The organism is Ruegeria sp. C10, from assembly GCF_056537805.1.
On record NZ_JBQFSC010000001.1, the window covers coordinates 1,536,749 to 1,559,472 of the forward strand.

Below are 22,724 nucleotides of genomic sequence, written 5' to 3' on the forward strand. Positions count from 1 at the left end.
ATGCCCCGATTGACCGGACATAAGACCGCGCAGGTTGCAACAGCTCTGCGCGCTCCCCCGGAGGAAGGAAGCCGCCGCTGGCGGATCCGGGGATGCACCGGGGTTTTTACGTTGCTGGTCGGAGTAGGTTCGGCGCTGGCCTCAAACCTGCTGCCCGTGCCATCGGGTCAACCGGTCGAGCTTAGCGATGTGCTTCTGGACACCAATCCGGGTGAGCTTTGGGTGCGGTTTCGGTTCATTGCACCCAAGATCGGATCGACTGCAGGTCGTATCACATATGATGTCGCCGTAGTCGACATGGAGCATTTGTGTGAAACACTGGCGGTGCCTTACGTGGCCCAGCACGAATTGCAGCCTGCCCGGATCGTGATTTCGTTTTCGGACAGACCGGTGGCGTTCGGCACCTCCGAACCTGACGCAACGCAGTTCTTCGAAGCCTACCGGCTGGATCAATCCCGGTGTATCTGGGAGGGGCTCTGACCATGAACCAACAATTTCACGGTCTCAGAGTGTCCCGATACAGTGATGCAGCTCTGGAGGTTCGCATGATCACTTCAATCCCGCAGGCATGTCCGATGGCCTGCCATATCTGGAACTTGTCCGTTGAGGTTTCGCAATGCTGAAACATCGCGGTTTCCCCGGACGTTTGCCCGGAACAGACTTCCAGTTCACCATTCGGCGGGCCAATCCCAAGGGCGTTACGCCGCTGACCCAGCGAGAACGCTTTCGCGATCGCAAACCCGCCGACAAGCGCGCAGATGTCGCGTTTATCGAGGCGTTATGGGCGCACTTTGGTGATCAGCCCTTTGAGCGGGGCAATCTGGACGCAGGCCGTCTAAGTTGGCTGTTCGGGCGCGAGGTTGTCGCCGCCGAAGACCCGTTTGATCCTGCAAGCTATGATGCTCTGCTGGTGATCAATCTGGACGCCGCGCGCCAATCTTTCCCTGACGTGTTCGACGGAGTGCGCTGATTGTGACCGGGGCTGCCGCACATAACACTCAGATGATCAGTGACACTGGAACCCTGCCCGCTAATGGGCAGGGTAGGCTGTTTTCATCAGAAGTTGAGTTGCGCGGCCAACTGGACACGATTGCCGTCGAATGTGTCGCCGGAAATTGTATCGTTCCGCTCTCCATAGATGTATTCGGCGCTGAGCGTCAGGTTGTCTGTCGCCTTGTAAAAGGCATTGACGTGGATCGTCTCAAGCTCGGTGAACGACAAAGTACCGGTCGATGTAGGCAGGTCGTAGTCTTCCTTACCATAGGCGATGCCGACGTTCCATTTGGAACTCAGGTCCTGACGGAATTCGATGGTGTAGCCATCAACATCGTTGGCCTGACCCCCGACGACTGCGTCACCCAAGCCGATCAGGTAGGGGCCAAGTGCCTCGCCGTTGACATAGTTGACCTGAAACAACCCACCTTCCCACGGTCGGATCGAGCCCGACAAAGAGAAACCGGTCTGATCGACCTCGACGTCGCCGGATTGCGCCTTGCCGTAGAGCGCCGAGGCACGAGCGATGTATTTGCCATCGTTGTATTCGACCGAACCAGTCAGCACGGGATCATCCGAATCCGAGCCGCCGACGTTTTCTTCAACGGAAACGGCGAAGGTGGTATTCGATCCGATATTGTTGGTGTAGCGCACCTGCGGTACGCGCGCGAAAGCGATCCCGACCGGCCCGTTAAATTCCACCGAGGTCGGGTAGGTGTCCAGAGGTTGGAAATTGGTCCAGTATTGTCCGATCAGCCATTGTTCCCCAATTCGGATATTGGCATGACGAATTCGGAATTCGGCGGTTCCGTCCGAGCCGAAGGCATCGACTTCGATCTGGCCCTGAATGTCACCGATTCCCGAAGGCGTGCTGGTGCGCAGCCCGATACGAGACTGACGGACTGTGGCGCCAAACGTACCATCTGTCTCGGCCGAGGGTTCACCAATCACGTTTACGAATGCGGTGTCGCCCTGATCGTATTCGAAGTCATAGAAGAAGTCGGCTTTGACATAACCGTAGACGTCCAGAGTGGTGTTGCCGATCTGCAGATCCCCAGTACCAGACCCGGGATTGGAGGATTCCAGCGCTTCGACCCGGGCGCGCAGTGCATCCAGTTCAGCCTGAGTTTGTGCATCTTGCGCCAAGGCTTGCATACCGGTCACGGAAAGCGCGCTGGCAGCAAGCAGGATGGCGGTTTTACCCTTTGTTATCATATGGATAGTTCCTTGTGTGCGAGTGTGCAGGGGCACCGTTCCACGCAACTGAATTCTTGGGAAATCACCAAGTTGAGAGAAGATGCTCTCAATTTTTCAAGCAAAAGTGTCGGTAGACATGTGACGTTTCACGCTGCGGTGAAACCGGAATCTAAGTTACTGTCACCGGAAGGATTTTTGCGTGAGTTTGTAGTGATGTTGCGTGAGGTGCCTCGCGCACTGCCTCGCTACAAGTCTTCGAATTGTAACTGGAACGTGACGGATTTCAGACGTAGTCGTCGCTGTCCGGGCGATTACGACGTCGGCGCAAATCTGCGTGGTGCCGCGCTGGATGGGCAGGTTTCAGCCGGAATCTCAGATGGAAACAATAACTGGTTGGCGGCCAGAATTGTGCTGTGCACAGTGATTGGGCCGTGCGGCTCTACTTTGCCTGCGTCGCACAAGCACCTACTATTCCGTACCCCTTCCTTCCGCGGGCAGGCTTGTGTTCCCCACAGAGTTCTGTCCGCGGTTTTCTTTTTGTCAGGTTTGGACAAAAAGCGGCAAAAACCTGCGCAATTCGCAAGTTTGTGGTCCGTGTTATTGCATAACAAGGCGCGAAATCGGCATCTGCTCTCAAAGACTGCAAAAAATCTAGAAGGGCAGAAACCATGCGAATCAAACGAATTTCCCTTGCGTTGGCAACCTGCGCGGGTTTGGCGGCCTGCGGTGGCTCGACCGGCGAACAGGCGATCCTTGGCGGCGGTGCGGGGGCTCTGGGGGCAGCGGTCCTCAGTGCAGATCCGCTGCTTGGGGCGGCAGTCGGGGCTGCGGGCAACGTGCTTTACTGCAAGACCCAGAACAACTGTAACTAAAGCTGAATTTAACGGGGCTGGAAAAGTCCCGTCCGTCATTGCGCATCACGCCGTCGTGGGGTCAACGCCCCGCGGCGGCGTTTTGCGTTTCCAGAACATCAAGCCAAAGGACGTTCCATGTTCAACAAGATCCTGATCGCAAACCGGGGCGAGATTGCCTGCCGGGTCATCAAGACCGCCCGCAAGATGGGCATCGGCACGGTTGCCATCTATTCAGATGCTGACAAGAACGCCCTGCATGTTTCAATGGCGGATGAGGCCGTGCATATCGGCCCGCCGCCCGCCAACCAGTCATACATCGTCATCGACAAGGTGATGGATGCCATCCGTAAAAGCGGCGCGCAGGCGGTCCACCCCGGTTATGGCTTTCTGTCCGAGAACTCCAAATTCGCCGAGGCGCTGGATGCCGAAGGCGTCGCCTTTGTCGGCCCCCCGGTCGGTGCGATCGAAAGCATGGGGGACAAGATCACCTCGAAGAAGATCGCGCAGGAGGCCGGGGTTTCGACGGTGCCCGGTTACATGGGCCTGATCGAAGACGCCGATGAGGCGGTGAAGATTTCGAACGACATTGGCTATCCGGTGATGATCAAGGCCAGCGCTGGCGGCGGTGGCAAGGGCATGCGGATTGCGTGGAATGACGAAGAGGCGCGGGAAGGTTTCCAGTCATCCAAGAACGAGGCCGCGAACTCCTTCGGCGACGACCGGATTTTCATCGAGAAATTTGTGACTCAGCCGCGCCACATCGAGATTCAGGTGCTCTGTGACAGTCACGGCAATGGCATCTATCTCGGGGAACGCGAATGCTCGATCCAGCGCCGGAACCAGAAAGTTGTGGAAGAGGCGCCATCGCCGTTCCTTGACCCTGAAACCCGCAAGGCGATGGGCGAACAGGCGGTCGCGTTGGCCAAGGCTGTGAACTATGCCAGCGCCGGTACGGTCGAGTTCATCGTGGATGGCGAAAAGAACTTCTACTTCCTCGAAATGAACACCCGCCTGCAGGTGGAACACCCGGTGACCGAACTGATCACTGGTGTCGATCTTGTCGAACAGATGATCCGTGTGGCCGCTGGTGAAAAACTGTCGATCACGCAGGATGACGTCACCCTGACAGGCTGGGCGATTGAAAACCGTCTTTATGCAGAGGACCCGTATCGTGGCTTCTTGCCCTCGATTGGCCGCCTTACCCGTTATCGCCCGCCGCAGGAGGTCGCAGCCGGCCCGCTGCTTGTGAATGACAAATGGCAAGGTGATGCGCCTAAAGGGGATAGCGCTGTGCGTAACGATACCGGCGTCTATGAGGGCGGCGAGATCAGCATGTATTACGACCCGATGATCGCCAAGCTGTGTACCTGGGCACCGACCCGCGAACAGGCGATTGAGGCGATGCGCGTGGCGCTGGACAGTTTCGAAGTCGAAGGCATCGGTCACAACTTGCCATTCCTGTCAGCGGTCATGGATCACCCGAAATTTGTAAGTGGTGACATGACGACCGCTTTCATCGCCGAGGAGTATCCGGACGGGTTCGAAGGCGTCGACCTTCCCGAAGAGGATTTGCGCCGTATCGCAGCCTCGTGCGCTGCCATGCACCGGGTTGCCGAAATCCGTCGCACCCGCGTATCGGGCCGGATGGACAACCATGAACGGAAAGTCGGCAAACGTTGGAATGTCGCTCTGCAAGGGCAGGATTTCAGCGTCAAGGTTAAGGCTGACAAACAGGGCGCGACTGTCAAATTCAAAGACGGGTCAGCTCTGCGTGTGTCCTCTGACTGGACGCCGGGTGACCAACTTGCGGTGTTGGACGTGGATGGCAGCCCGTTGGTCTTGAAGGTTGGAAAGATATCGGGCGGGTTCCGTATCCGAAACCGAGGGGCTGACCTCAAGGTACATGTGCGCACCCCACGTCAGGCCGAACTGGCCCGCCTGATGCCCGAGAAGCTGCCGCCTGATACATCGAAAATGCTGCTCTGCCCAATGCCGGGCTTGATCGTGAAGATTGATGTGGAAGTAGGTCAGGAGGTGCAGGAAGGTCAGGCACTTTGTACCGTTGAGGCGATGAAGATGGAGAACATCCTGCGCGCCGAGAAAAAGGGCGTTGTCTCCAAGATCAACGCGGGCCCCGGCGACAGTCTGGCCGTTGACGATGTGATCATCGAGTTCGAGTGATGATGCGCGCACCTGCGACATATCTTTCAAGGTTCCCAGCGGCTTCCGTCGGGATCTTGAGGCATGTCGCAGGTGCTCAGCCGCCCTCACGTCGTTCGCGGATTTCGCGTTCGCGCAAAGGCGTCTTGTCAATGGATCGGCCAATCTCACGCACGCTCCATGGGCTGGGTTTGCGCAGTTTGACGACACCATCCTTGTCGACAAACACCATCTGGAAACCACGTGGTCGCAGTTTTGATCGGATCGATGATCGCGCCGCCGGATCAGTATCGGTCAAGACAATCACGTCGCGATCCCGCATTGCGTCCTCGCCTTCGAGTAACATGTCAATCTGTTGCTGGAATCTTGGGTCTGCCGGGGTATCGGCAAAAACGACGATCGGGCGATGCGTCCAGAGAAAATCGCTTAGATCGTTGTCAGCTACTGGACGAACAAAGCTGTCATCCGCAGGGGCAGTCGCGTCGGCGGCCAAGGCGGCCAACGGGAATAGTGCCGAGAAAACAAAGGCAAGCGTGCGTGTCATGAGGCCTCCTGTTGTGATGAATATAGCCTCTGCTGGGGCGAATGCGACTGACGAAATGCGTGTGATCACCAAAAATTTGCTTCGTGGACGCCGCACCCACCCATGCGTACTTATCAATTTGCCTACAAAACGCGCCGCTCCCGCGGCCTTCGCGTTGGGAGAGTAGGCCGATGGAAGTGATCCTGCATTGCGGCGCACATCGATGTGCAAGCACCAGTTTCCAGAACTATCTGAGCCGGAACGTGCAGCTCCTTGCAGATCAAGGTCTGGCGTATTGGGGGCCGGAGCGAACACGCTCCAATGGCCTCAACAGCTTGAATAAATTGACGCCTGAGGTCTGTGATGGATTACGCCGCGAGTTGGACGCATGTCAGCAAGACGGCGCGACGCAGCTATTGGTCAGCCAAGAGAATTTCGTGGGCTCGATGGAGCGCAATATTGCCTTTGCCTCGCTCTATCCAGGTATGCAGGAACGTGGGCAGTTTTTGGCAAGGGCATTTGATGGAAGAGTCACTAAAATTGCTTTGAATATACGCGCGTTGGATATGTATTGGTCTTCCGTGGCCGCCTATAAGTTCAAACGTGGCAGCGCCCCAATAGAGCCCACAAAGTGGACACGCATCGCGCAAAGCAAGCGGAGCTGGCGAGACGTCATCACCGACATTAGCCAAGCCTTCCCGGGCGTCCCATTGCTCGTTTTGCCGTTTGAGGAATTTGCGGGTCATCAACAGGCGCAGCTTCAGGCGCTGACGGGTCGCACCGCGCCCGAATTCAGCGATGGCCTTGCGTTGAATGCTGCGCCCAAACCCGCGCCCCATGGTCTGACCGCTGAACAGGCGATGCAGCTTTGGGCTGATTATGCCAATGATCTGGAATGGCTTGCCTCGGGCGCCGATGGGAGGGCTGAACTGATCTGCCGGACAGATAGCAATGCACGCGGGGTCGCCCCCGCCGAAACCAGAATTGAACAGAGGAAATCGACATGACCGACACCAACGACTGGCAGGTGCTGGCTGAAAAAGAGCTGCGCGGCCGACCTTTGGGCGATCTGACCAAAGAGACGCTGGAAGGCATCGACGTCAAACCGCTTTATACTCAGGAAGACACGGCTGATCTGCCGCATATGGGCTCGCTTCCGGGCTTCGGTCCGTTTACGCGCGGCGTAAAGGCGACAATGTATGCAGGGCGCCCTTGGACGATCCGTCAATATGCAGGCTTCTCGACGGCTGAAGAATCGAATGCATTTTACCGCCGCAATCTGGCGGCCGGCCAGCAAGGTGTCTCGGTCGCCTTCGATCTGGCGACTCACCGGGGGTATGACAGTGACCATCCCCGTGTGGTGGGCGATGTCGGCAAGGCCGGTGTGGCCATCGACAGCGTTGAGGATATGAAAATCCTGTTCGACGGTATCCCGCTGGACAAGGTTTCAGTCTCAATGACGATGAACGGGGCAGTGATCCCGGTTCTGGCCAGCTTCATCGTTGCAGGTGAAGAGCAGGGGCATGACAAGGCCGTGCTCTCGGGCACCATTCAGAACGACATTCTGAAAGAGTTTATGGTGCGTAACACCTATATCTACCCGCCCGAGCCTTCGATGAAGATCATCTCGGATATCATCGATTACACTTCGAATGAGATGCCCAAGTTTAACTCGATCTCGATCTCGGGCTATCACATGCAAGAGGCGGGGGCGAACCTGGTGCAGGAACTGGCTTATACGCTGGCCGACGGGCGCGAATATGTGCGCGCCGCGACGGAATCGGGCATGGACGTGGATAAGTTCGCGGGTCGTCTGTCGTTCTTCTTTGCCATCGGTATGAATTTCTTCATGGAGATCGCCAAACTACGCGCTGCGCGCACCCTTTGGCATCGGGTAATGACCGAGTTCGGGGCGAAATCCGAACGGTCGAAAATGCTGCGAACTCATTGCCAGACCTCGGGCGTGTCGCTGCAGGAACAGGACCCCTATAACAATGTGGTCCGCACCGCCTATGAGGCCATGAGCGCGGTTCTGGGCGGCACACAGTCGCTGCATACCAACGCACTGGACGAGGCGATCGCGCTGCCAACCGATTTCTCGGCACGTATCGCGCGAAACACGCAGCTGGTGTTGCAAGAGGAAACCGGCGTGACTGATGTGGTCGATCCGCTGGCGGGCTCTTACTACGTCGAAAGCCTGACCAACGAGCTGGTCGAAAAAGCCTGGGCTCTTATGGAAGAGGTCGAGGAAATGGGCGGTATGACCAAAGCCGTTGCCAGTGGCATGCCCAAGCTGCGGATCGAGGAAAGCGCTGCGCGCCGTCAGGCCATGATCGACCGGGGCGAAGAGGTCATCGTTGGGGTCAACAAGTATCGCAAAGAGCAAGAAGACCCGATCGATATTCTGGACGTCGATAACGTGGCCGTGCGTGAAGCTCAGGTCGCGCGGCTGGAGCGTATCCGTGCAACGCGCGACGAGGCGGCTTGCCAACAGGCGCTGGACGCCCTGACAACAACCGCCCGCGAGGGAGGCAACCTGCTGGCCGCCGCCGTCGAGGCCGCCCGAGCCCGCGCATCCGTAGGAGAGATCAGCATGGCAATGGAGAAAGAGTTCGGTCGCCACCGTGCCGAAGTGAAGACCCTGGCCGGTGTTTACGGTGCGGCCTACGAGGGTGACGAAGGTTTTGCCGCGATTCAGAATTCCATAGAAGAATTCGCCAAGGCCGAGGGGCGTCGCCCGCGTCTGCTGGTGGTCAAGATGGGGCAAGACGGCCACGATCGAGGGGCCAAGGTGATCGCCACTGCTTTTGCTGATATCGGGTTTGACGTAGATGTCGGCCCTCTGTTCCAGACACCTGCAGAAGCCGCACAGGACGCGGTGGACAATGATGTGCATGTGATCGGGATCTCTTCGCAGGCTGCGGGGCATAAGACATTGGCGCCTCAGTTGGTTGAGGAACTGAAAAAGGCAGGGGCTGAAGACATCATAGTCATCTGCGGTGGGGTCATTCCGCAACAGGATTACCAGTTCCTTTACGATCACGGTGTGAAGGCGATCTTTGGTCCGGGAACGAACATCCCTGAAGCGGCACAAGACATCTTGCGTTTGATCGGCGAAGCCAAAACTTGACGCCAGCGCCAAGATTTTTCGTACGAAAAATCTTGTGATTTCGCCCCTTTGCGGAAAACATGCGACCAGACCCAAATGGTCTGGTCGTTTGTCATCAGGAGGCGTCTTCATGTTACTGGATCATCTGGCTGTTGCGGGCGAAACGCTTGAAGAAGCTTCTGACCATATCGAACAGGCGCTGGGCGTACGGCTTCGGGACGGCGGCAAGCACGAAAAATTCGGAACGTATAATCGACTTCTGGGCTTGCGGGATGGGCTCTATCTGGAGGCGATTGCGATCGACCCCGAAGCCTCCAAACCGCAAAGGACGCGCTGGTTCGATCTGGACCGGTTCACCGGATCACCCCGCCTGACCAACTGGATTTGCCGGGTTCCGGATATCGAAGCGTCACTGACCGTTTTCCCTGACGGCGTCGGACAACCTATCGATCTGAACCGAGGCGCGCTGCGCTGGCGTATGGCAGTCCCCCCAAGTGGACGTCTGCCATTTGACAACCTCTTTCCGGCGCTTATCGAGTGGCAGGGTGATCTGCATCCGGCGCAAATGCTTCAGGACAGTGGCTGCCGGTTACGCCGCCTGATTGTGTGCCATCCGGATGCAATCGACTTAGCCAAAGGTTTGGGGGCGTTGGAGTATGTCGCGTTTGACAGCGGCCCGGCTGCATTGCGCGCTGAATTCGAAACACCGCACGGGTTGCGCGTGCTGGAATGAACATCCGGCAGGCCAGAACCCAAGATGCACCTGCGATTAGGGCGATCGCAAACGCGATCATCAGAGATACGCTTATCACGTTCACCAACGATGAACGCAGCGTAGAAAGCGTGGCCGCAGAGATCGAAACCAAAGGCCCTGCTTTTCTCGTCGCCGAGCGCAGTGGTGCCGTCGAGGGGTTTGCGACCTATGGCGCCTTCCGCTCGGGACCGGGATATGCGCAGTGCCGCGAACATTCGATACAGTTGGCACCCGAAGCCAGAGGCCAGCATGTTGGCCGTTCGTTGATGGAGGCTCTTGAAGCCATCGCGCGGGAGGATAACGTGCATGTCTTGGTGGCGGGCATTTCATCGGCCAACCCCGCAGCCATCGCCTTCCATAAGGCAATTGGCTTCAAGCAGGTGGGACGCATGCCTGAAGTGGGGTTCAAATGGGGGCAGCGGCTGGATCTTGTCCTGATGCAGAAAATACTCGGCCCGCAGTCATCTGTCGCACCTGACAGTCGTGACAAGGCACGCTAGGGTGCGCCCATGTCGATCTGGTCCAGAATAGCCGACGCGCTGAATGCGCTTGCCCAGGGCGAAAGCCTGACTGCGGTGTTTGAGAAACTGCGAACGCAGCCAGAACGTTCGGTGGCCTTTGCGATTGCTGTCGTGGCGCTTGGCGCCAAGATGGCCAAGGCCGACGGTCAGGTGACGCGGGATGAGGTGACGGCTTTCCGTGAAGTGTTCCAGATCGCGCCCGAAGATGAAGACGGGGCGGCCAAGGTCTTTGACATGGCACGGACAGACGTTGCTGGATATCAGGACTATGCCCGCCGGATTGCCCGCATGTTCGCCGAAGATAGCACCACCCTGTGCGATTTGATGGAAGGGCTGTTTCACATTGCCATGGCGGACGGGTTCTACCACCCGAACGAAAACGAGTTTTTGGAAGAAGTCAGCCGCATTTTCGGCCAGACCGACGCTCAGTTCATGGCCCTGCGCGCTCGTTTCGTACCGGATGCGCCGAAAGACCCCTATACTGTTCTGGGCGTTCCCCGCGACGCTCCTCTGACCGAAATTCGCAAGGTTTGGCGGCAACTGGTGCGAGAAACTCATCCCGATGCGATGTTGGCACGCGGCGTTCCGGAAGAGGCGGTGCGGCTGGCCGAGAAAAAGATGATCGATATCAACCGCGCCTGGGATGAAATCAACGGCGCTCGGGTCTGATCCGTGCGGTTGGCGACCTACAATATCGAATGGTTCGCCAACCTGTTTGATCGCAATGACAGCCTGATTGTCGATGACAGCTGGTCAGGGCGTCACGATGTGACCAAGGCCCGGCAGGTTGAGGCGATCGCAAAGGTGCTGACGGCGATTGATGCCGATGCGATGCTGATCGTCGAAGCCCCCAACACAGGCAAGTCTCAGAATACCGTCCGTGCCTTGCAGCGATTTTCCGAGGCGTTCGGTCTGCGTACAAGCCATGCAATCATGGGATTTCCCAATGATACACATCAGGAATTGGCCCTGCTTTATGATCCCGAAATTCTTACAGCCAAACACGACGCAAGGGAGGCTGAGAACGCGCCGCGTTTCGATGCCGAGTTCCGGATCGACCTGGATGTGGATGCGACCGAGGATCTTGTGCGGTTTTCAAAGCCTCCGATGGAATTGGCGATCCAAACAACCTCAGGGCAGGAGTTTCGACTGATCGGGGCGCATCTGAAGTCCAAAGCGCCCCATGGCGCTACATCGCGGGATGAGATGATACGAATTTCGATTGCCAATCGCCGTAAGCAGTTGGCGCAGGCGGTATGGCTGGGTCGACGGGTCCGACATCATTTGACGGAGCGAGAGCCGGTGATTTTGCTGGGCGATCTCAATGACGGACCCGGGCTGGACGAGTTCGAACACCTCTTCGGTCGATCGTCGGTCGAGATATTGTTGCAGGCGGGGCTCTATGATCCTCATGCAGCAAGGGCATTGGAACTGCGCCCCGGTTCTGTCCCAGCAACTGCACGATTTGCGCGGCCTAATGAGGGACGGTATCTTGAGGCGTTGTTGGACTACATCATGATTAGCGAGGATTTGCGCGCCCACCACCCGAACTGGCGCATCTGGCATCCGTTTCGCGATGCCGCCTGCTGGGGCAACCCCGAGCTGAGGGATGCCTTGCTAACCGCATCCGACCACTTCCCGGTGACGTTGGATATCGACCTCTGACCTTTCAACACTCGGCACGCTCGCTTATATTCAAGCTATGCTACGTCTCATGCTGATCAGCGCTATTTGTACTGCCTTGGCCCTGCCTGCCCAAGCACAGGACGATTCGGGTAAGTCGCTGATGGAGCGGGGTGCCGAGTTGTTTCTGGAAGGCTTGCGGCAAGAGATGGAGCCCACGATCGAAGACCTGCGTGGATTTGCGGACCAATTTGGTCCGGCTTTGCAGTCTTTCATGCGGGAAATGGGTCCGGCGCTGGCTGAGTTGGCTGCTCAGGTGCAGGATTGGAGCGCGTATGAATCGCCCGAGATGTTACCAAACGGCGACATTATCATCCGCAAGAAGCCCAAAGATCAGCCCGAAGAAGTTGTGCCGGAAGAAGAGACTTCTAACGGTTATACCGATATCTGATTATCCCCGAATGATCACTTTGGGTTCTGATTTCAGCGCGCCGGCCAACGAGTTAAAACGGGCCTCGGCGACTTCGTTGAACAATGCGCCTGCCGATTTGGGCAGACGCAGTTCTAGCTTTTGTTTTTTGGGATAGTAACGCATCTTGCCCATGGTTGCGTCGTGCTGCATCCAAAGCATCGCTCCGAACCGTAGTGCTTTGCCCAGGATTTCGGCTTGTTCCTGGCCGCGTTCGTCGAGCAGTTCGTAAAGCTCGGTAAAGCGGCTCCCTTCGCGTTTGTTGCGATATCGGTGTTGCAAAGCGAGCCCGATAAAGATCCGCTCGGAGTGTTTGATCCCGCTCATGTTGGCGCGGGTGACATATTCGAAACAGGCCTCGGCCCGGTAATCTGGATGCGCACGCCAACTGACGTCATGCAGCAGACAAGCTGCCTTGATCAGGCGCAGCATCGGTTCCGGCGCCGAACGGAACAAGGGCATGACAAAATCGAACAGGTGTTTGCCGAAACCGGGCAAGCGCGCGTCTTTCGCTTCGGCAAACCGGCAGGCTTCGATCAAAGGATCTCGGTCGCGCAGGCGTTGCGGCATCTGTTCATACAGCAATCCTTCGCGGATGCCGTAGCTTGAAATCGCGATGTCCTTTGGTTTGAACGTGCGGATCAGGCGTGAAAGCACATCCATTGCATAGGGGATCAATGCCATACGCGATCCCGACACACCGGCCAATGCGCGCAATTCATCAGGATCATTCTGTTCGATGAACTTGATGGTCTCGCGTACCTGACTTTGTGTCATGCGGTATTCGTGCAGCACGTTCAGCGGATAGCCTCGGCGCAGCATGTCCAGACGTGCGAAGGCGCGCCAGCTGCCGCCGACCAGAAACAGCCGATCACGTTGAGGGCCCATCCGGTCGCGCATCTCTTCCAGCGTCTTCTTGATATGCTCCTTACGCGCTCGGCGACCGCCTTTGATATCGCGCAGCTTGAGCGGCCCCAGGGGCGAAGTCATGCGACGTCCGACCATGCCGCCTCCGATCTCAGCGAGTTCGACGGACGAGCCACCGATGTCGCAGATCAGCCCATAAGCTCCGGGCCAACCCAGCAGCACGCCCTGAGCTGAGAGCCGTGCTTCTTCCTCGCCATCGACAACGTTGATGATCAGGCCGGTTTCGGCTTTTGCCTGCGCGCAGAAATCCGGTCCATCGCTGGCCTCGCGCACCGCAGCGGTGGCGACCGCGTGCAGGGCGGGCAGGCCGAGGTCTCTGGCAAGATGCTGAAACCTGTGCAAGGCAGCCAGCGCCCGTTTGCGACCTTCAGGGTTCAGTCGGCCGGTCTCTGACAGGCCGGCGCCCAGTTCGCACATCACCTTTTCATTGTAGAAATAGGCCGGTGAGCGCGCCGCACCGTCAAAAATCACCATCCGGACCGAGTTCGATCCGATATCGACAACCCCGACCCGGGAAAGTGCACGGGCGCCCGGATCTTCGAACAGCGGCCTTCCGAACAGCCCGTGATCCGGGAAATCAGTCTCGGCAATCTTGGTCATGGTGTCCCCAGGTCTTTTGCGCGACAGGATGCGAGATCACCCTTGTCCGGTCAATTGCAGGCATCCGATTGTTCGGCTTCTGTGTTCAATAGACGCACCGCCAGCGCACGGGTGATGTCGCGTTTTTCGGTCAGCGCAATTTCGTCCAGCTGTTCGACCACGCGGGCGGCGGTTTCAAAGCTTCGATTCATGTGCTTGACCAGATAGGCTATGACATCAGGCCCCGGATTGAGCTGCCGGTCGGTGAATAGCTTCGCCAGCACTGCGCCCAGCAACGCATCGTCCGGCCCTTCAAGCGACACATGATGCGCACCTTCGGCCCGGCTTTGCAGATCGGCCAGCGGCAGATGCCACAGTTTCGGCGTCGTGCGCCCGGTCATCAGCAAGGCGTGGCCCTCGGCCAGAACCAGATTGTGCAAATGGAACAGAGTTTTCTGCTGTTCGACGTCCGCCGCGATTACCGGCACATCTTCGACCGCCACCGGACCGCGCGCCAGGTCCGGCACGTCGTCATATCGAAGCGCGGCGGCTTGTACGATTCGACCGCCGGTCTCGCCGGCCCAGACATGCGCCAGATGGGTCTTGCCCGATCCTGCAGGGCCGCTCAGCGCCAGTTTGTTGCCAGGCCATGAGGTGGCAGAGATCATCGCAACAGCTAGCGCATTAGCAGGCGAGACGAAAAAGTCTTCGCGGCCCAAGGCAGTCTTGGACGGCAGATCAAAGCTGAGCTGCATGGCCATTTATTCGTCTTCCTGATTGAGCCCTTCAAGCCCGGTATATAGGCGGCTGTGCAGATACTGCTCGGTCGCAAACCGTGCCAGCACGCCCAAGGCAGCCGCTACAGGTACTGCGATCAGCATTCCGACAAAGCCGAACAGCGCGCCGAAGACCGACAAGGCCAGCAGTAGCCAGACCGGGTGCAGGCCCACCGAACTACCGACGAGTTTGGGTGTCAGGAAGTTGCCCTCGGTCACCTGTCCGATAGCAAAAATACCGGCGACCAAACCGATATGTGCCCAGTCCCCCCAGAACTGAAACAGGGCCAGGCCTATGGCCAAGGTGCCTCCGATCAGGGCGCCCAAATAGGGGATGAAGGTTACCAGTCCTGCAATGAAGCCGACGATCAGGCCGAATTGCAGACCGACCAGCATCAATGCGACAGCATAGTAGGTGCCGAGGATCAGGCAGACGGTACCCATTCCACGCACGAATGAGGCAAGAACGGCGTCGATTTCACCAGCAAGTCGTTTGATCGTGGGGGCGTGATCACGGGGCAAGAGCTCTCCGATCCGGGTGATCATGCGATCCCAATCCATCAGCAGGTAAACCGCTACAACCGGTACGATAACCAGCAGGACGACGACATTTATCGCTGAACCCAATGAGGCCAGAACGGTTTGCAGCACATCGCCGGTTTTTGATTTCAGCGTCTCGCCAAATGACACCAGCATCTGGTGGGTATTTGATTCGCGATCGAGCAAAGCCGGGAATTGTTTCTCAATAAAGGCGCGCAGTTCTTTAAAAAGGCTTGGCAAAACATCAATCAGATCCAGTAGCTGTGTGATCAACGCGGGCACAACCATAAGAATCATCAAAACAAAACCAAACACGCCGACAACGGTAATGATCCCGGTCGCAGCCATGCGCGAAAGGCCGAGTGTTTCCAGGCGGTCCGCAACGGGGTCAAGGAAATATGCAATCGCACCACCGATCACAAAGGGCAGCAAGACATCGCCCAACAGGTACAAAAGCAGCACGAAAACAGCGGCGGCAATGCCCCAGTATCTAAGCTGATCCTTCACCGGCAAGGCCATGGCGCAATCCCTCGTTTGCACAGCATTGCCGTGTTCTTGGCCCATGACGCCCGGCGATGCAAGCGGTTCATGGCGCGCGATTTTTATACCCTAGTCTGTCAGAGTACCCAGTTCCGGTGTCTCACCTGTGGCCATTTCATCAGGCCAGTTGGTGCGCCAGATTTCCGCCGACCAGTGTCCGCAATGTACCTTCGGGCGATCAAAGCCGGACAGGGCAGGCAGCAGTGGCGCAACCACCACATCGTGGCGCGGAACGGCGAAATAAGGGAAGGAATAGCGTTCACGCCCGGATCGATTAACCACGCGATGCGGGGTCGATTTCAACCGCCCGCCCGACCACAGTTCCAGCATGTCGCCGATATTGACCACGAAGCCGCCGGGCGGGCAGTCCGGTGTGATCCAGCCGCCGGTGCGGGTCTGCACCTCAAGTCCTCCGACCGGATCGGGAGCGATTATTGTCAGCGCGTCGGTGTCCTTATGCGGATGAATTCCATAGCCACGCTCATCCGGGGATTGTGGCGGATAGTGTAGCAGGGTCATGTTGGTCATCGGGTCACGGAAGGCGTCGCGTAGTGTGTTGGGCGGGATTTTTAACCCCACTTCCAATGCACCCAGCAAAAGATCTGTTACGCCATCAAGCTGTAGCCAGTAATCCAGTATTACCGCGCGGGCCTGGGGCACTTCTCGGGGCCAGATATTCGGGCCGTAAAGTGCGCATTCAACCCGGATCGGCGCATCTTCGGCTGCTTCGAAATGCAGCTTGTACCCTTCGTACTTATCCGCCGCGCCCGAGCCGTCATTGGGCGTGAAGAACCCCATCGGAATGTACCCACGATAGTTTTCGCGGGTGATGGCCTGATCCCATTTTCGGGCCTCGTCGATATCAAAGATCGCACTGACACACTCGCGCACCTGCTCGATGTGCTCAGGCGCGATGCCTGTCCCTGTGATCGACAGAAACCCGATGCTGGTGCAGGCATCCATGATCTGCGCGACCGTTGCTTGATACAGCGGACCAGAAGGATCAGTCAGCGGGCTGATATCAATGGTTGGAATACGCTCCATCAGTTAATTCTCACGCCTTGTCGTTCCAGTTCCTGATGCACAGGAACAAGGTTCATGCTGTCGAGATCTTGATTGCTTTTCAAGGATAACGCCGCAGCAATTCCCGCGCCTTGCCCCATGACCGCGCAGCAGGACATGTTGCGCGTTGCGGCGTGAGCGACCCGATCCGCGCCATGGGACCGGCCCGCAACCAACAGGCCCTTGATCCCTTTGGGAAGCATCGAGCGATACGGAATCTGCATATATCGCCCCGTGGTCGGCAAGATCAGAATGCCGTAGCCATCGATGAATTCAGGGTAGATACCGATGGAATCCTCGAACCGGCCCTGATGTCGGGCATCGGTTTCGGTCATGTTGTAGACGGCATCGATCTTGCGCGTATCCCGAATGCCGATGGTCATTCCGAAATTGCGTAGACGTGCGTTTTCGCACCCCGGCATGAAACGGCGGAGGGCATCAATGGCCAGCATCGCCTGTCGGCGGCCTTCGATTTCACCAAAGGTCAGGCTGTCGGGGTCGGTTCCATCGATCTGGTCCATATGAATCAGGTTCATATAGGTCAGTTCTCCGGTATCGTGCATCGCCCCCCAGGTCCCCGCGATCGTGTTCAAATGAGCCGGTATCAGGCCCTCATCAATCGCCTGCTGGAAGGGTTTCTTGACGAAGGGCGAGAACATGTCGTCCTCTTTGCCCGAGGTTTCGATATTCCATTCGCCACCGCCACCCCAGTCCTTATAGGTCTGCGGGTCGGCTTTGACACCTTCAATAAAGGCCCGTTTGTCGACACCGGCCAGATGGAACATCACCGAAGCCGCCATCATGTCCTCACGCGGCGTCTTGTGCGTCGGGGCGCCCGCGCGATGCGCTACATCTGCATCCCCGGTGGCGTCGATGACAACCTTGGCCAAGATCGCCTCACGCCCCGCTTTGGATTCGGCAATCACCCCAGTGATGCGATCCCCTTCCATGATTGGAGCAACGAATTGCCGGTGCAACATCGGATGGACGCCAGCCTCTTCAACCAGCTTGTCGGCCACCAGCTTGAAGCCCTCGCTGTCCAGTTCGTAGCTGAGCGATTGGCTTTCAGGCACTGCTGCACCCATCTCTTTGGCGCGGGTTTCGAACTCCATGCCGATGCCTCCGGCCTCGACAGTTTGTTCGTGGCGATACCAGGCAAAGCCTTCGACGCCGACTGCCGTAATATTCCCACCCATGCAACCGAATCTATCCATCAAGGAAACTTCGGCCCCAGCGCGTGCGGCAGCCAGCGCTGCTGACAATCCAGCGGGGCCCGAGCCGACAACCAATACGTCGGTCTGGTGAACAACGGGGATCTGGCGGGCGGGTTCGGTGATTGTTTGCATTGCTGCCTCGCGGTTGAACGTTTGCGCCAACATTGAAAACCTCGGCGTTGCGGTCAATCAAAAAACCGACTGCGCATGGGTCGCAAAACACCGATGTGCGATTGCCCCCGGCTAGGCTTTGGAATAATCACCTTGCAGCGAAATTCTCACCCGTAAGGTTACGTTATGCGCCTCAGCCGTTACTTTCTGCCCGTTCTTAAGGAAAACCCCTCGGAGGCTCAGATCGTCAGCCACCGGCTGATGCTGCGTGCCGGGATGATCAAACAGGCCGCCGCCGGGATTTATTCTTGGTTGCCATTGGGCTTCAAGGTTCTGCGCAAGCTGGAGAACATTGTGCATGAAGAACAGGCGCGGGCTGGGCACATCGCGATCCAGATGCCGATTCTGCAATCAGCCGACCTGTGGCGCGAATCCGGTCGTTATGACGATTATGGCCAGGAAATGCTGCGCATGCAGGACCGCCACGGTCGCGATATGCTGTACACGCCAACCGCCGAGGAACTGGTGACCGACATCTTCCGCGGCCACGTGAGCAGCTACAAAGACCTTCCGCTGACGCTCTATCAGATTCAGTGGAAGTTCCGCGATGAAATCCGCCCACGTTTCGGCGTGATGCGGGGGCGCGAGTTCTACATGAAGGACGGATACAATTTCGATCTGACCAAAGAAGACGCGCTGCACGCCTATAACCGCCACTTGGTCAGCTATCTGCGTACTTATGAGCGGATGGGTCTGCAAGCCATCCCGATGCGCGCTGATTCTGGACCTATCGGCGGTGACTACACGCATGAGTTCCTCGTACTGGCCGATACTGGCGAATCCGAGGTCTTTTATGACAGCGCGGTCACCGATCTGACCTTCGGCGATCGTGAGATCGACTATGATAACCGCGAACAGTGTCAGGCGATCCTCGAAGAGTTCACTTCTAAATACGCCCGAACGGACGAAACCCACGACGAAGCCCTGTTTGACCAAATCCCCGAAAACCGCCGCCGCGTGGCGCGTGGTATCGAAGTGGGGCAGATCTTTTATTTTGGCACCCAGTATTCCGAAGCTCTTGGAGCGACTGTGCAAGGCCCCGATGGCAAGCCGGTTCCGGTGCATATGGGCAGCCACGGCATCGGCGTTAGCCGCCTGATCGGTGCGATCATCGAAGCCAGCCATGACGATAAGGGCATCATTTGGCCCGAAGGCGTGACTCCATTCCATTGCGGCATTGTGAACTTGAAGCAAGGTGATGAAGAGGCGGACGCGGCGTGCGATAAACTCTACAGCGCGTTGACTGCGTTGGGGCTTGAGCCGCTTTATGATGATCGGAATGAACGGGCAGGGGGCAAGTTTGCCACCATGGACCTGATCGGTCTGCCGTGGCGCATCACAGTGGGCCCGCGTGGTCTGAAGAACGGTGTGGTCGAACTCACCAGCCGCCGTACCGGCGAAAGTGAGGAACTCAGCCCCGAAGCGGCCGTCACCAAGATCGCAGAAATCTATGAGGGCATCGCCTGAACAAGGCGGTGCAACCTTCGGCGGTTTAGCTCAGGAAGCTGAGGTCGGACGTGCGGTCAGGAAATCGCCGTCCGCTTCGCTGCCGCGTGCGACCACGATCGGGCGACCAAAGCGGCGTACAAGTTCCGCCAGTTCGAAGCCCAGAAACCGCAATCCACAGACGCGTTCGTCAGTGGCGCGATCCGTGATGCACAGCCGCCCCTGCCGGAAAGCAAGGCGATAGCCTTTGTCCCGCAGTATGTCGGCCAAACCGGCCCAGCTTGCTGCGCTTGTGAAAACTGGCCTGATCGCTGCCCGCAACAATGCGGCGCTTTCGCAATCCAGTTCTGTTGCTGCTGAACGGGCAGTAATCGGGCCCGTGCCTTCCATATGTTCTTGAATACCCATGAGCGTGCCTCCGCCCTTAAACTCTTAAAATGTGTCCCCCACACAAGTAGGGTGACAAAGTTTCTCACACTAATCAATTTGTGAAACAATATTTCGCACCTGAATGTTGCGATTGTGACTCAGTCGGGTGCTGATATCTCACATTGACTTCATAACTGAAACAATAAGCCCTTGTCTGTGAAGGGGTTCACAACCATTGGTATAATTTGCGGCCAGTGATTTCTCGCGTTGCCGGTGATGATTTGGCGCTTGGGGCAAATGATTCGTTTCAAACTGTTCTTTTCGCCCCTTTATCGGGCGCAGTAACGCCGAACCGGTGTCCGCACGATAACTGGCTTGACCATCCGGCGAAATGTCGAAAGGGTCGCGAAAAATCTGAACCCGAGGCAGAAATGGCCAAATCTCCCCCGCCCTTTGCCCCTTTCGAATGGAAAATCGCCTGGCGATACCTCCGTGCCCGTAGGGCCGAAGGGGGCGTTAGCGTGATGACCTGGATCTCGCTGATCGGGATTACGCTCGCTGTGTTCGCTCTGATCGCGACGCTGGCTGTTCGGTCCGGATTCCGGTCAGAATTCGTGGGCACTATTCTTGGGGCCAACGCACATGTCACGGTGTATTCCGCCGGAGAAATCGATGCGCAGGGGCGGCTAGACCGCACCATCACGGAATTCGATGAAATGGCCGAGCGGATCGCGCAGGTGCCGGGGGTCGAACGGGCAGCACCGCTTGTCAAAGGGCAGGTGCTGATCACCAATGCGGACCGCAGTTCAGGCGTGCAGGTCTTTGGCATTCGTCCCGACGATCTGGCCGAGTTGCCCGGTATTGCAGAAAGCGAAGAGGCCTATGGTGACCTGTCCCGGTTCCCGGACGGCATCGCCATCGGCTCGGGCGTGGCGCGGGCCATCGGGGCGACGGTGGGGGATCGGGTCAAACTGACCTCGCCCAACGGTGTCAAAACCGCATTTGGCACATCTCCCCGCGTGAACGCTTATGAGGTGGTCTATGTCTTTTCTGCCGGGCGCTATGACATCGACCGCACGCGCGTCTACATGCCGTTTGCCGAGGCGCAAAGCTTCTTCAACCGTGAAGGCGTGGCGGACGAGATCGAAGTGATGGTCGAGCGCCCCGAAGAGCTGACCCCGATCCTGATTCCGATACTTGAGGCCGCAGGTGAGCGCAGCCAGATATGGACTTGGCAGGATGCCTCTGGAGGATTCCTGCGGGCGCTGGAGGTCGAAGACAATGTGATGTTCATCATCCTGTCGATCCTCGTGCTGATTGCTGCAATGAACATCGTCTCGGGGTTGATCATGCTGGTGAAGAACAAAGGGCGCGACATCGGTATCTTACGCACCATCGGGCTCAGCGAAGGATCAGTGCTGCGGGTGTTCTTCATTTGCGGGGCCTTTACGGGAATCATCGGAACAGCGATGGGCGTCGTACTGGGCTGCCTCTTCGCTATCTATATCGATCCGATTTTTTCCTTCGTGAACTACGTCATGGGTGGCGGCGTCTGGGACCCGTCCATTCGCGGCATCTACGCATTGCCCGCCGAATTGCACCTGTCTGACGTCATGAAAGCGATAGGGCTGTCACTTGGCCTGTCTTTCCTTGTCACCTATTTCCCGGCTCGTCGCGCAGCGCGGCTGAACCCGGTTGAGGCGCTGCGCTATGAGTGATGTGACCTTGAGGCTCAGCGGTCTGACCAAGACCTATCTGCAAGGCACCCCAGGAGAGGTGCAGGTTCTGCGCGGTGCCGATCTGGAGCTGCGCGCGGGTGAGGCTGTGGCACTGGTTGCGCCATCCGGGGCGGGCAAGTCGACCCTACTGCATATCGCGGGCCTGCTGGATACCCCGGATACAGGCGAAGTCGAAGTCGCGGGGCAGGGCGCGACGGGCAAAGGGGATCGCACGCGCACAGCGATCCGTCGGCGCGATGTTGGCTTCGTCTATCAGTTCCACCATCTGTTGCCTGAGTTTACGGCGCTGGAGAACATCGTGTTGCCGCAACTGGCAAACGGTGCTTCCGAGAAAGTAGCGCAAGCCCGTGCGATGCAGTTACTTGATCGCGTTGGCGTCGCTCCGCGCGCAGATCACCGGCCAGCAGCCTTGTCGGGCGGAGAACAACAGCGCGTGGCCTTCTGCCGGGCACTGGCAAATCAGCCACGTGTGCTGCTGGCGGATGAGCCAACCGGCAATCTGGACCCCGATACCTCGGATCAGGTGTTTGCGGCCCTTATGGCGCTGGTCCGGGATGAGGGGCTTTCGGCGCTGATCGCGACGCATAACCTTGATCTGGCGGCGCGGATGGACCGGATGTTGCGGCTGGAGGGTGGCGTGCTCAGGCCAGCTGAGTGATTGCGACCCCGATTGCCATCACCGTAATGCCTCCTGCCCGCATGAATGTCAGCGGCGTAACCTGAGCGCCGAACAGACCGAAATGGTCAATCGCAGCTGTGCTGATCAACTGGCCGAGCAAGACGAAAAACACCGCATTGCCCACGCCAAAATGTGGGGCCACATGGGTGATTGATAGCACATAGAAGGCGATTAATACGCCGCCCAGCAGCAGATGTTTGGGGGCTTGGGTGAGTTTGGCAAAGGCATCGGATCCACCGAGTACCAACAGCGCCAGCGCTGAAGCGACAAACGCGATCGCGAACAGGATGACGGCGGCCGCATTGGGTGAGCCGATCAACTTGCCTAATGCGGCGTTCAGCGCGGCGAGGATGGGAACGCCGATCCCGGCGGCCAGCATGATGGCTGCGTATTGTGTCATTGCCTTTTGTCCCTGCGCCTATTTCGTTGATCTGGATCATTGCGCCAGCGAGAACTCCCGGCAAGTCTCGATTTGCCAA

The 22,724-nt window shown here is 57.9% G+C and carries 23 protein-coding genes; 14 read left to right on the plus strand and 9 right to left on the minus strand.

The genetic code is table 11. The features are described from left to right. Positions 1-480, plus strand: coding sequence for a DUF6497 family protein (locus tag ACR0DE_RS07360; RefSeq protein WP_480752419.1), 480 nt, complete (start codon positions 1-3; stop codon positions 478-480). A gap of 136 nt (positions 481-616) precedes the next feature. Further along, positions 617-970, plus strand: coding sequence for a hypothetical protein (locus ACR0DE_RS07365; protein WP_170392151.1), 354 nt, complete (start codon positions 617-619; stop codon positions 968-970). An 86-nt stretch (positions 971-1,056) separates the two neighbouring features. Here ACR0DE_RS07365 and ACR0DE_RS07370 read toward each other — a convergent pair whose 3' ends face one another. Beyond that, positions 1,057-2,208 carry a DcaP family trimeric outer membrane transporter gene (locus tag ACR0DE_RS07370; protein WP_480752420.1) on the minus strand — a complete coding sequence of 384 codons (1,152 nt, stop codon included), beginning with the start codon at positions 2,206-2,208 and terminating at the stop codon, positions 1,057-1,059. Positions 2,209-2,858: 650 nt separating this feature from the next. Here ACR0DE_RS07370 and ACR0DE_RS07375 point away from each other — a divergent pair. Next, positions 2,859-3,062, plus strand: a complete 204-nt coding sequence (locus tag ACR0DE_RS07375; RefSeq protein ID WP_170392147.1) for a hypothetical protein — start codon at positions 2,859-2,861, stop codon at positions 3,060-3,062. A 117-nt stretch (positions 3,063-3,179) separates the two neighbouring features. Further along, positions 3,180-5,225: an acetyl-CoA carboxylase biotin carboxylase subunit gene (locus ACR0DE_RS07380; protein ID WP_170512365.1), complete on the plus strand. Its 2,046-nt coding sequence runs from the start codon at positions 3,180-3,182 to the stop codon at positions 5,223-5,225. Positions 5,226-5,301: 76 nt separating this feature from the next. Here ACR0DE_RS07380 and ACR0DE_RS07385 read toward each other — a convergent pair whose 3' ends face one another. Next, complete coding sequence (locus ACR0DE_RS07385; RefSeq protein WP_480567226.1) at positions 5,302-5,748, minus strand: DUF4174 domain-containing protein; 447 nt, start codon at positions 5,746-5,748, stop codon at positions 5,302-5,304. Between the two features lie 170 nt (positions 5,749-5,918). Between ACR0DE_RS07385 and ACR0DE_RS07390 the strand changes: the two genes are divergently transcribed. The 7 genes from ACR0DE_RS07390 to ACR0DE_RS07420 all read left to right on the plus strand — a co-directional run bounded on the left by ACR0DE_RS07390 (position 5,919) and on the right by ACR0DE_RS07420 (position 12,185). After that, positions 5,919-6,734, plus strand: coding sequence for a hypothetical protein (locus ACR0DE_RS07390; protein ID WP_480601169.1), 816 nt, complete (start codon positions 5,919-5,921; stop codon positions 6,732-6,734). Next, a complete protein-coding gene (gene scpA, locus ACR0DE_RS07395; protein ID WP_170661943.1) occupies positions 6,731-8,857 on the plus strand; it encodes a methylmalonyl-CoA mutase in 2,127 nt (708 codons plus the stop codon). The genes ACR0DE_RS07390 and scpA overlap by 4 nt, the downstream gene beginning before the upstream one ends. A 109-nt stretch (positions 8,858-8,966) precedes the next feature. Beyond that, the gene (locus tag ACR0DE_RS07400) at positions 8,967-9,569 is read left to right on the plus strand and encodes a VOC family protein (protein WP_480752421.1); all 603 of its coding nucleotides are present in this window, start codon (positions 8,967-8,969) and stop codon (positions 9,567-9,569) included. After that, on the plus strand, positions 9,566-10,090 hold the full coding sequence (locus tag ACR0DE_RS07405; protein ID WP_480752422.1) for an N-acetyltransferase family protein: 525 nt from the start codon (positions 9,566-9,568) through the stop codon (positions 10,088-10,090). Before ACR0DE_RS07400 ends, ACR0DE_RS07405 begins: the two co-directional genes overlap by 4 nt. Before the next feature lie 9 nt (positions 10,091-10,099). After that, positions 10,100-10,780 carry a TerB family tellurite resistance protein gene (locus ACR0DE_RS07410; protein ID WP_480752423.1) on the plus strand — a complete coding sequence of 227 codons (681 nt, stop codon included), beginning with the start codon at positions 10,100-10,102 and terminating at the stop codon, positions 10,778-10,780. Positions 10,781-10,783: 3 nt separating this feature from the next. Further along, positions 10,784-11,776 carry an endonuclease/exonuclease/phosphatase family protein gene (locus tag ACR0DE_RS07415; RefSeq protein WP_480752424.1) on the plus strand — a complete coding sequence of 331 codons (993 nt, stop codon included), beginning with the start codon at positions 10,784-10,786 and terminating at the stop codon, positions 11,774-11,776. Positions 11,777-11,825: 49 nt separating this feature from the next. Continuing rightward, positions 11,826-12,185, plus strand: a complete 360-nt coding sequence (locus ACR0DE_RS07420) for a hypothetical protein (RefSeq protein ID WP_480436234.1) — start codon at positions 11,826-11,828, stop codon at positions 12,183-12,185. Here the strand turns inward: ACR0DE_RS07420 and ACR0DE_RS07425 are convergent, their stop codons facing one another. The 5 genes from ACR0DE_RS07425 to ACR0DE_RS07445 all read right to left on the minus strand — a co-directional run bounded on the left by ACR0DE_RS07425 (position 12,186) and on the right by ACR0DE_RS07445 (position 18,006). Next, a complete protein-coding gene (locus tag ACR0DE_RS07425; RefSeq protein WP_480752425.1) occupies positions 12,186-13,730 on the minus strand; it encodes a Ppx/GppA family phosphatase in 1,545 nt (514 codons plus the stop codon). A 50-nt stretch (positions 13,731-13,780) separates the two neighbouring features. After that, positions 13,781-14,470 carry an HdaA/DnaA family protein gene (locus ACR0DE_RS07430; RefSeq protein WP_480752426.1) on the minus strand — a complete coding sequence of 230 codons (690 nt, stop codon included), beginning with the start codon at positions 14,468-14,470 and terminating at the stop codon, positions 13,781-13,783. Next, positions 14,471-15,544 carry an AI-2E family transporter gene (locus ACR0DE_RS07435; protein ID WP_170392915.1) on the minus strand — a complete coding sequence of 358 codons (1,074 nt, stop codon included), beginning with the start codon at positions 15,542-15,544 and terminating at the stop codon, positions 14,471-14,473. 90 nt (positions 15,545-15,634) lie between these two features. Next, positions 15,635-16,609, minus strand: a complete 975-nt coding sequence (locus tag ACR0DE_RS07440; RefSeq protein WP_480752427.1) for an isopenicillin N synthase family dioxygenase — start codon at positions 16,607-16,609, stop codon at positions 15,635-15,637. Continuing rightward, positions 16,609-18,006: an FAD-dependent oxidoreductase gene (locus tag ACR0DE_RS07445; protein WP_480752428.1), complete on the minus strand. Its 1,398-nt coding sequence runs from the start codon at positions 18,004-18,006 to the stop codon at positions 16,609-16,611. Before ACR0DE_RS07445 ends, ACR0DE_RS07440 begins: the two co-directional genes overlap by 1 nt. Positions 18,007-18,138: 132 nt before the next feature. On the opposite strand from ACR0DE_RS07445, the gene proS reads away from it, so the two are divergent. After that, positions 18,139-19,479 (plus strand): proline--tRNA ligase, encoded by a 1,341-nt coding sequence (gene proS / locus ACR0DE_RS07450; protein WP_170465087.1) that lies wholly within the window; start codon positions 18,139-18,141, stop codon positions 19,477-19,479. Between the two features lie 30 nt (positions 19,480-19,509). Here proS and ACR0DE_RS07455 read toward each other — a convergent pair whose 3' ends face one another. Next, on the minus strand, positions 19,510-19,866 hold the full coding sequence (locus ACR0DE_RS07455) for a hypothetical protein (RefSeq protein ID WP_170401488.1): 357 nt from the start codon (positions 19,864-19,866) through the stop codon (positions 19,510-19,512). A 392-nt stretch (positions 19,867-20,258) separates the two neighbouring features. On the opposite strand from ACR0DE_RS07455, the gene ACR0DE_RS07460 reads away from it, so the two are divergent. Continuing rightward, positions 20,259-21,545: a lipoprotein-releasing ABC transporter permease subunit gene (locus ACR0DE_RS07460; protein ID WP_170401484.1), complete on the plus strand. Its 1,287-nt coding sequence runs from the start codon at positions 20,259-20,261 to the stop codon at positions 21,543-21,545. Beyond that, the gene (locus ACR0DE_RS07465) at positions 21,538-22,224 is read left to right on the plus strand and encodes an ABC transporter ATP-binding protein (protein ID WP_170594719.1); all 687 of its coding nucleotides are present in this window, start codon (positions 21,538-21,540) and stop codon (positions 22,222-22,224) included. The genes ACR0DE_RS07460 and ACR0DE_RS07465 overlap by 8 nt, the downstream gene beginning before the upstream one ends. On the opposite strand, the gene ACR0DE_RS07470 is transcribed toward ACR0DE_RS07465, so the two are convergent. Beyond that, a complete protein-coding gene (locus ACR0DE_RS07470) occupies positions 22,208-22,645 on the minus strand; it encodes a DMT family transporter (RefSeq protein ID WP_170392114.1) in 438 nt (145 codons plus the stop codon). The genes ACR0DE_RS07465 and ACR0DE_RS07470 overlap by 17 nt on opposite strands. Between the last annotated feature and the right edge of the window lie 79 nt (positions 22,646-22,724).

Excerpts from the sequence above, each read along its gene's own strand:
- ACR0DE_RS07360 (WP_480752419.1), top strand. The coding sequence starts at position 1 with ATGCCCCGATTGACCGGACATAAGACCGCGCAGGTTGCAACAGCTCTG.
- ACR0DE_RS07365 (WP_170392151.1), top strand. The coding sequence starts at position 617 with ATGCTGAAACATCGCGGTTTCCCCGGACGTTTGCCCGGAACAGACTTC.
- ACR0DE_RS07370 (WP_480752420.1), bottom strand. The coding sequence starts at position 2,208 with ATGATAACAAAGGGTAAAACCGCCATCCTGCTTGCTGCCAGCGCGCTT.
- ACR0DE_RS07375 (WP_170392147.1), top strand. The coding sequence starts at position 2,859 with ATGCGAATCAAACGAATTTCCCTTGCGTTGGCAACCTGCGCGGGTTTG.
- ACR0DE_RS07380 (WP_170512365.1), top strand. The coding sequence starts at position 3,180 with ATGTTCAACAAGATCCTGATCGCAAACCGGGGCGAGATTGCCTGCCGG.
- ACR0DE_RS07385 (WP_480567226.1), bottom strand. The coding sequence starts at position 5,748 with ATGACACGCACGCTTGCCTTTGTTTTCTCGGCACTATTCCCGTTGGCC.
- ACR0DE_RS07390 (WP_480601169.1), top strand. The coding sequence starts at position 5,919 with ATGGAAGTGATCCTGCATTGCGGCGCACATCGATGTGCAAGCACCAGT.
- scpA (WP_170661943.1), top strand. The coding sequence starts at position 6,731 with ATGACCGACACCAACGACTGGCAGGTGCTGGCTGAAAAAGAGCTGCGC.
- ACR0DE_RS07400 (WP_480752421.1), top strand. The coding sequence starts at position 8,967 with ATGTTACTGGATCATCTGGCTGTTGCGGGCGAAACGCTTGAAGAAGCT.
- ACR0DE_RS07405 (WP_480752422.1), top strand. The coding sequence starts at position 9,566 with ATGAACATCCGGCAGGCCAGAACCCAAGATGCACCTGCGATTAGGGCG.
- ACR0DE_RS07410 (WP_480752423.1), top strand. The coding sequence starts at position 10,100 with ATGTCGATCTGGTCCAGAATAGCCGACGCGCTGAATGCGCTTGCCCAG.
- ACR0DE_RS07420 (WP_480436234.1), top strand. The coding sequence starts at position 11,826 with ATGCTGATCAGCGCTATTTGTACTGCCTTGGCCCTGCCTGCCCAAGCA.
- ACR0DE_RS07425 (WP_480752425.1), bottom strand. The coding sequence starts at position 13,730 with ATGACCAAGATTGCCGAGACTGATTTCCCGGATCACGGGCTGTTCGGA.
- ACR0DE_RS07430 (WP_480752426.1), bottom strand. The coding sequence starts at position 14,470 with ATGGCCATGCAGCTCAGCTTTGATCTGCCGTCCAAGACTGCCTTGGGC.
- ACR0DE_RS07435 (WP_170392915.1), bottom strand. The coding sequence starts at position 15,544 with ATGGCCTTGCCGGTGAAGGATCAGCTTAGATACTGGGGCATTGCCGCC.
- ACR0DE_RS07440 (WP_480752427.1), bottom strand. The coding sequence starts at position 16,609 with ATGGAGCGTATTCCAACCATTGATATCAGCCCGCTGACTGATCCTTCT.
- ACR0DE_RS07445 (WP_480752428.1), bottom strand. The coding sequence starts at position 18,006 with ATGTTGGCGCAAACGTTCAACCGCGAGGCAGCAATGCAAACAATCACC.
- proS (WP_170465087.1), top strand. The coding sequence starts at position 18,139 with ATGCGCCTCAGCCGTTACTTTCTGCCCGTTCTTAAGGAAAACCCCTCG.
- ACR0DE_RS07455 (WP_170401488.1), bottom strand. The coding sequence starts at position 19,866 with ATGGGTATTCAAGAACATATGGAAGGCACGGGCCCGATTACTGCCCGT.
- ACR0DE_RS07460 (WP_170401484.1), top strand. The coding sequence starts at position 20,259 with ATGGCCAAATCTCCCCCGCCCTTTGCCCCTTTCGAATGGAAAATCGCC.
- ACR0DE_RS07465 (WP_170594719.1), top strand. The coding sequence starts at position 21,538 with ATGAGTGATGTGACCTTGAGGCTCAGCGGTCTGACCAAGACCTATCTG.
- ACR0DE_RS07470 (WP_170392114.1), bottom strand. The coding sequence starts at position 22,645 with ATGACACAATACGCAGCCATCATGCTGGCCGCCGGGATCGGCGTTCCC.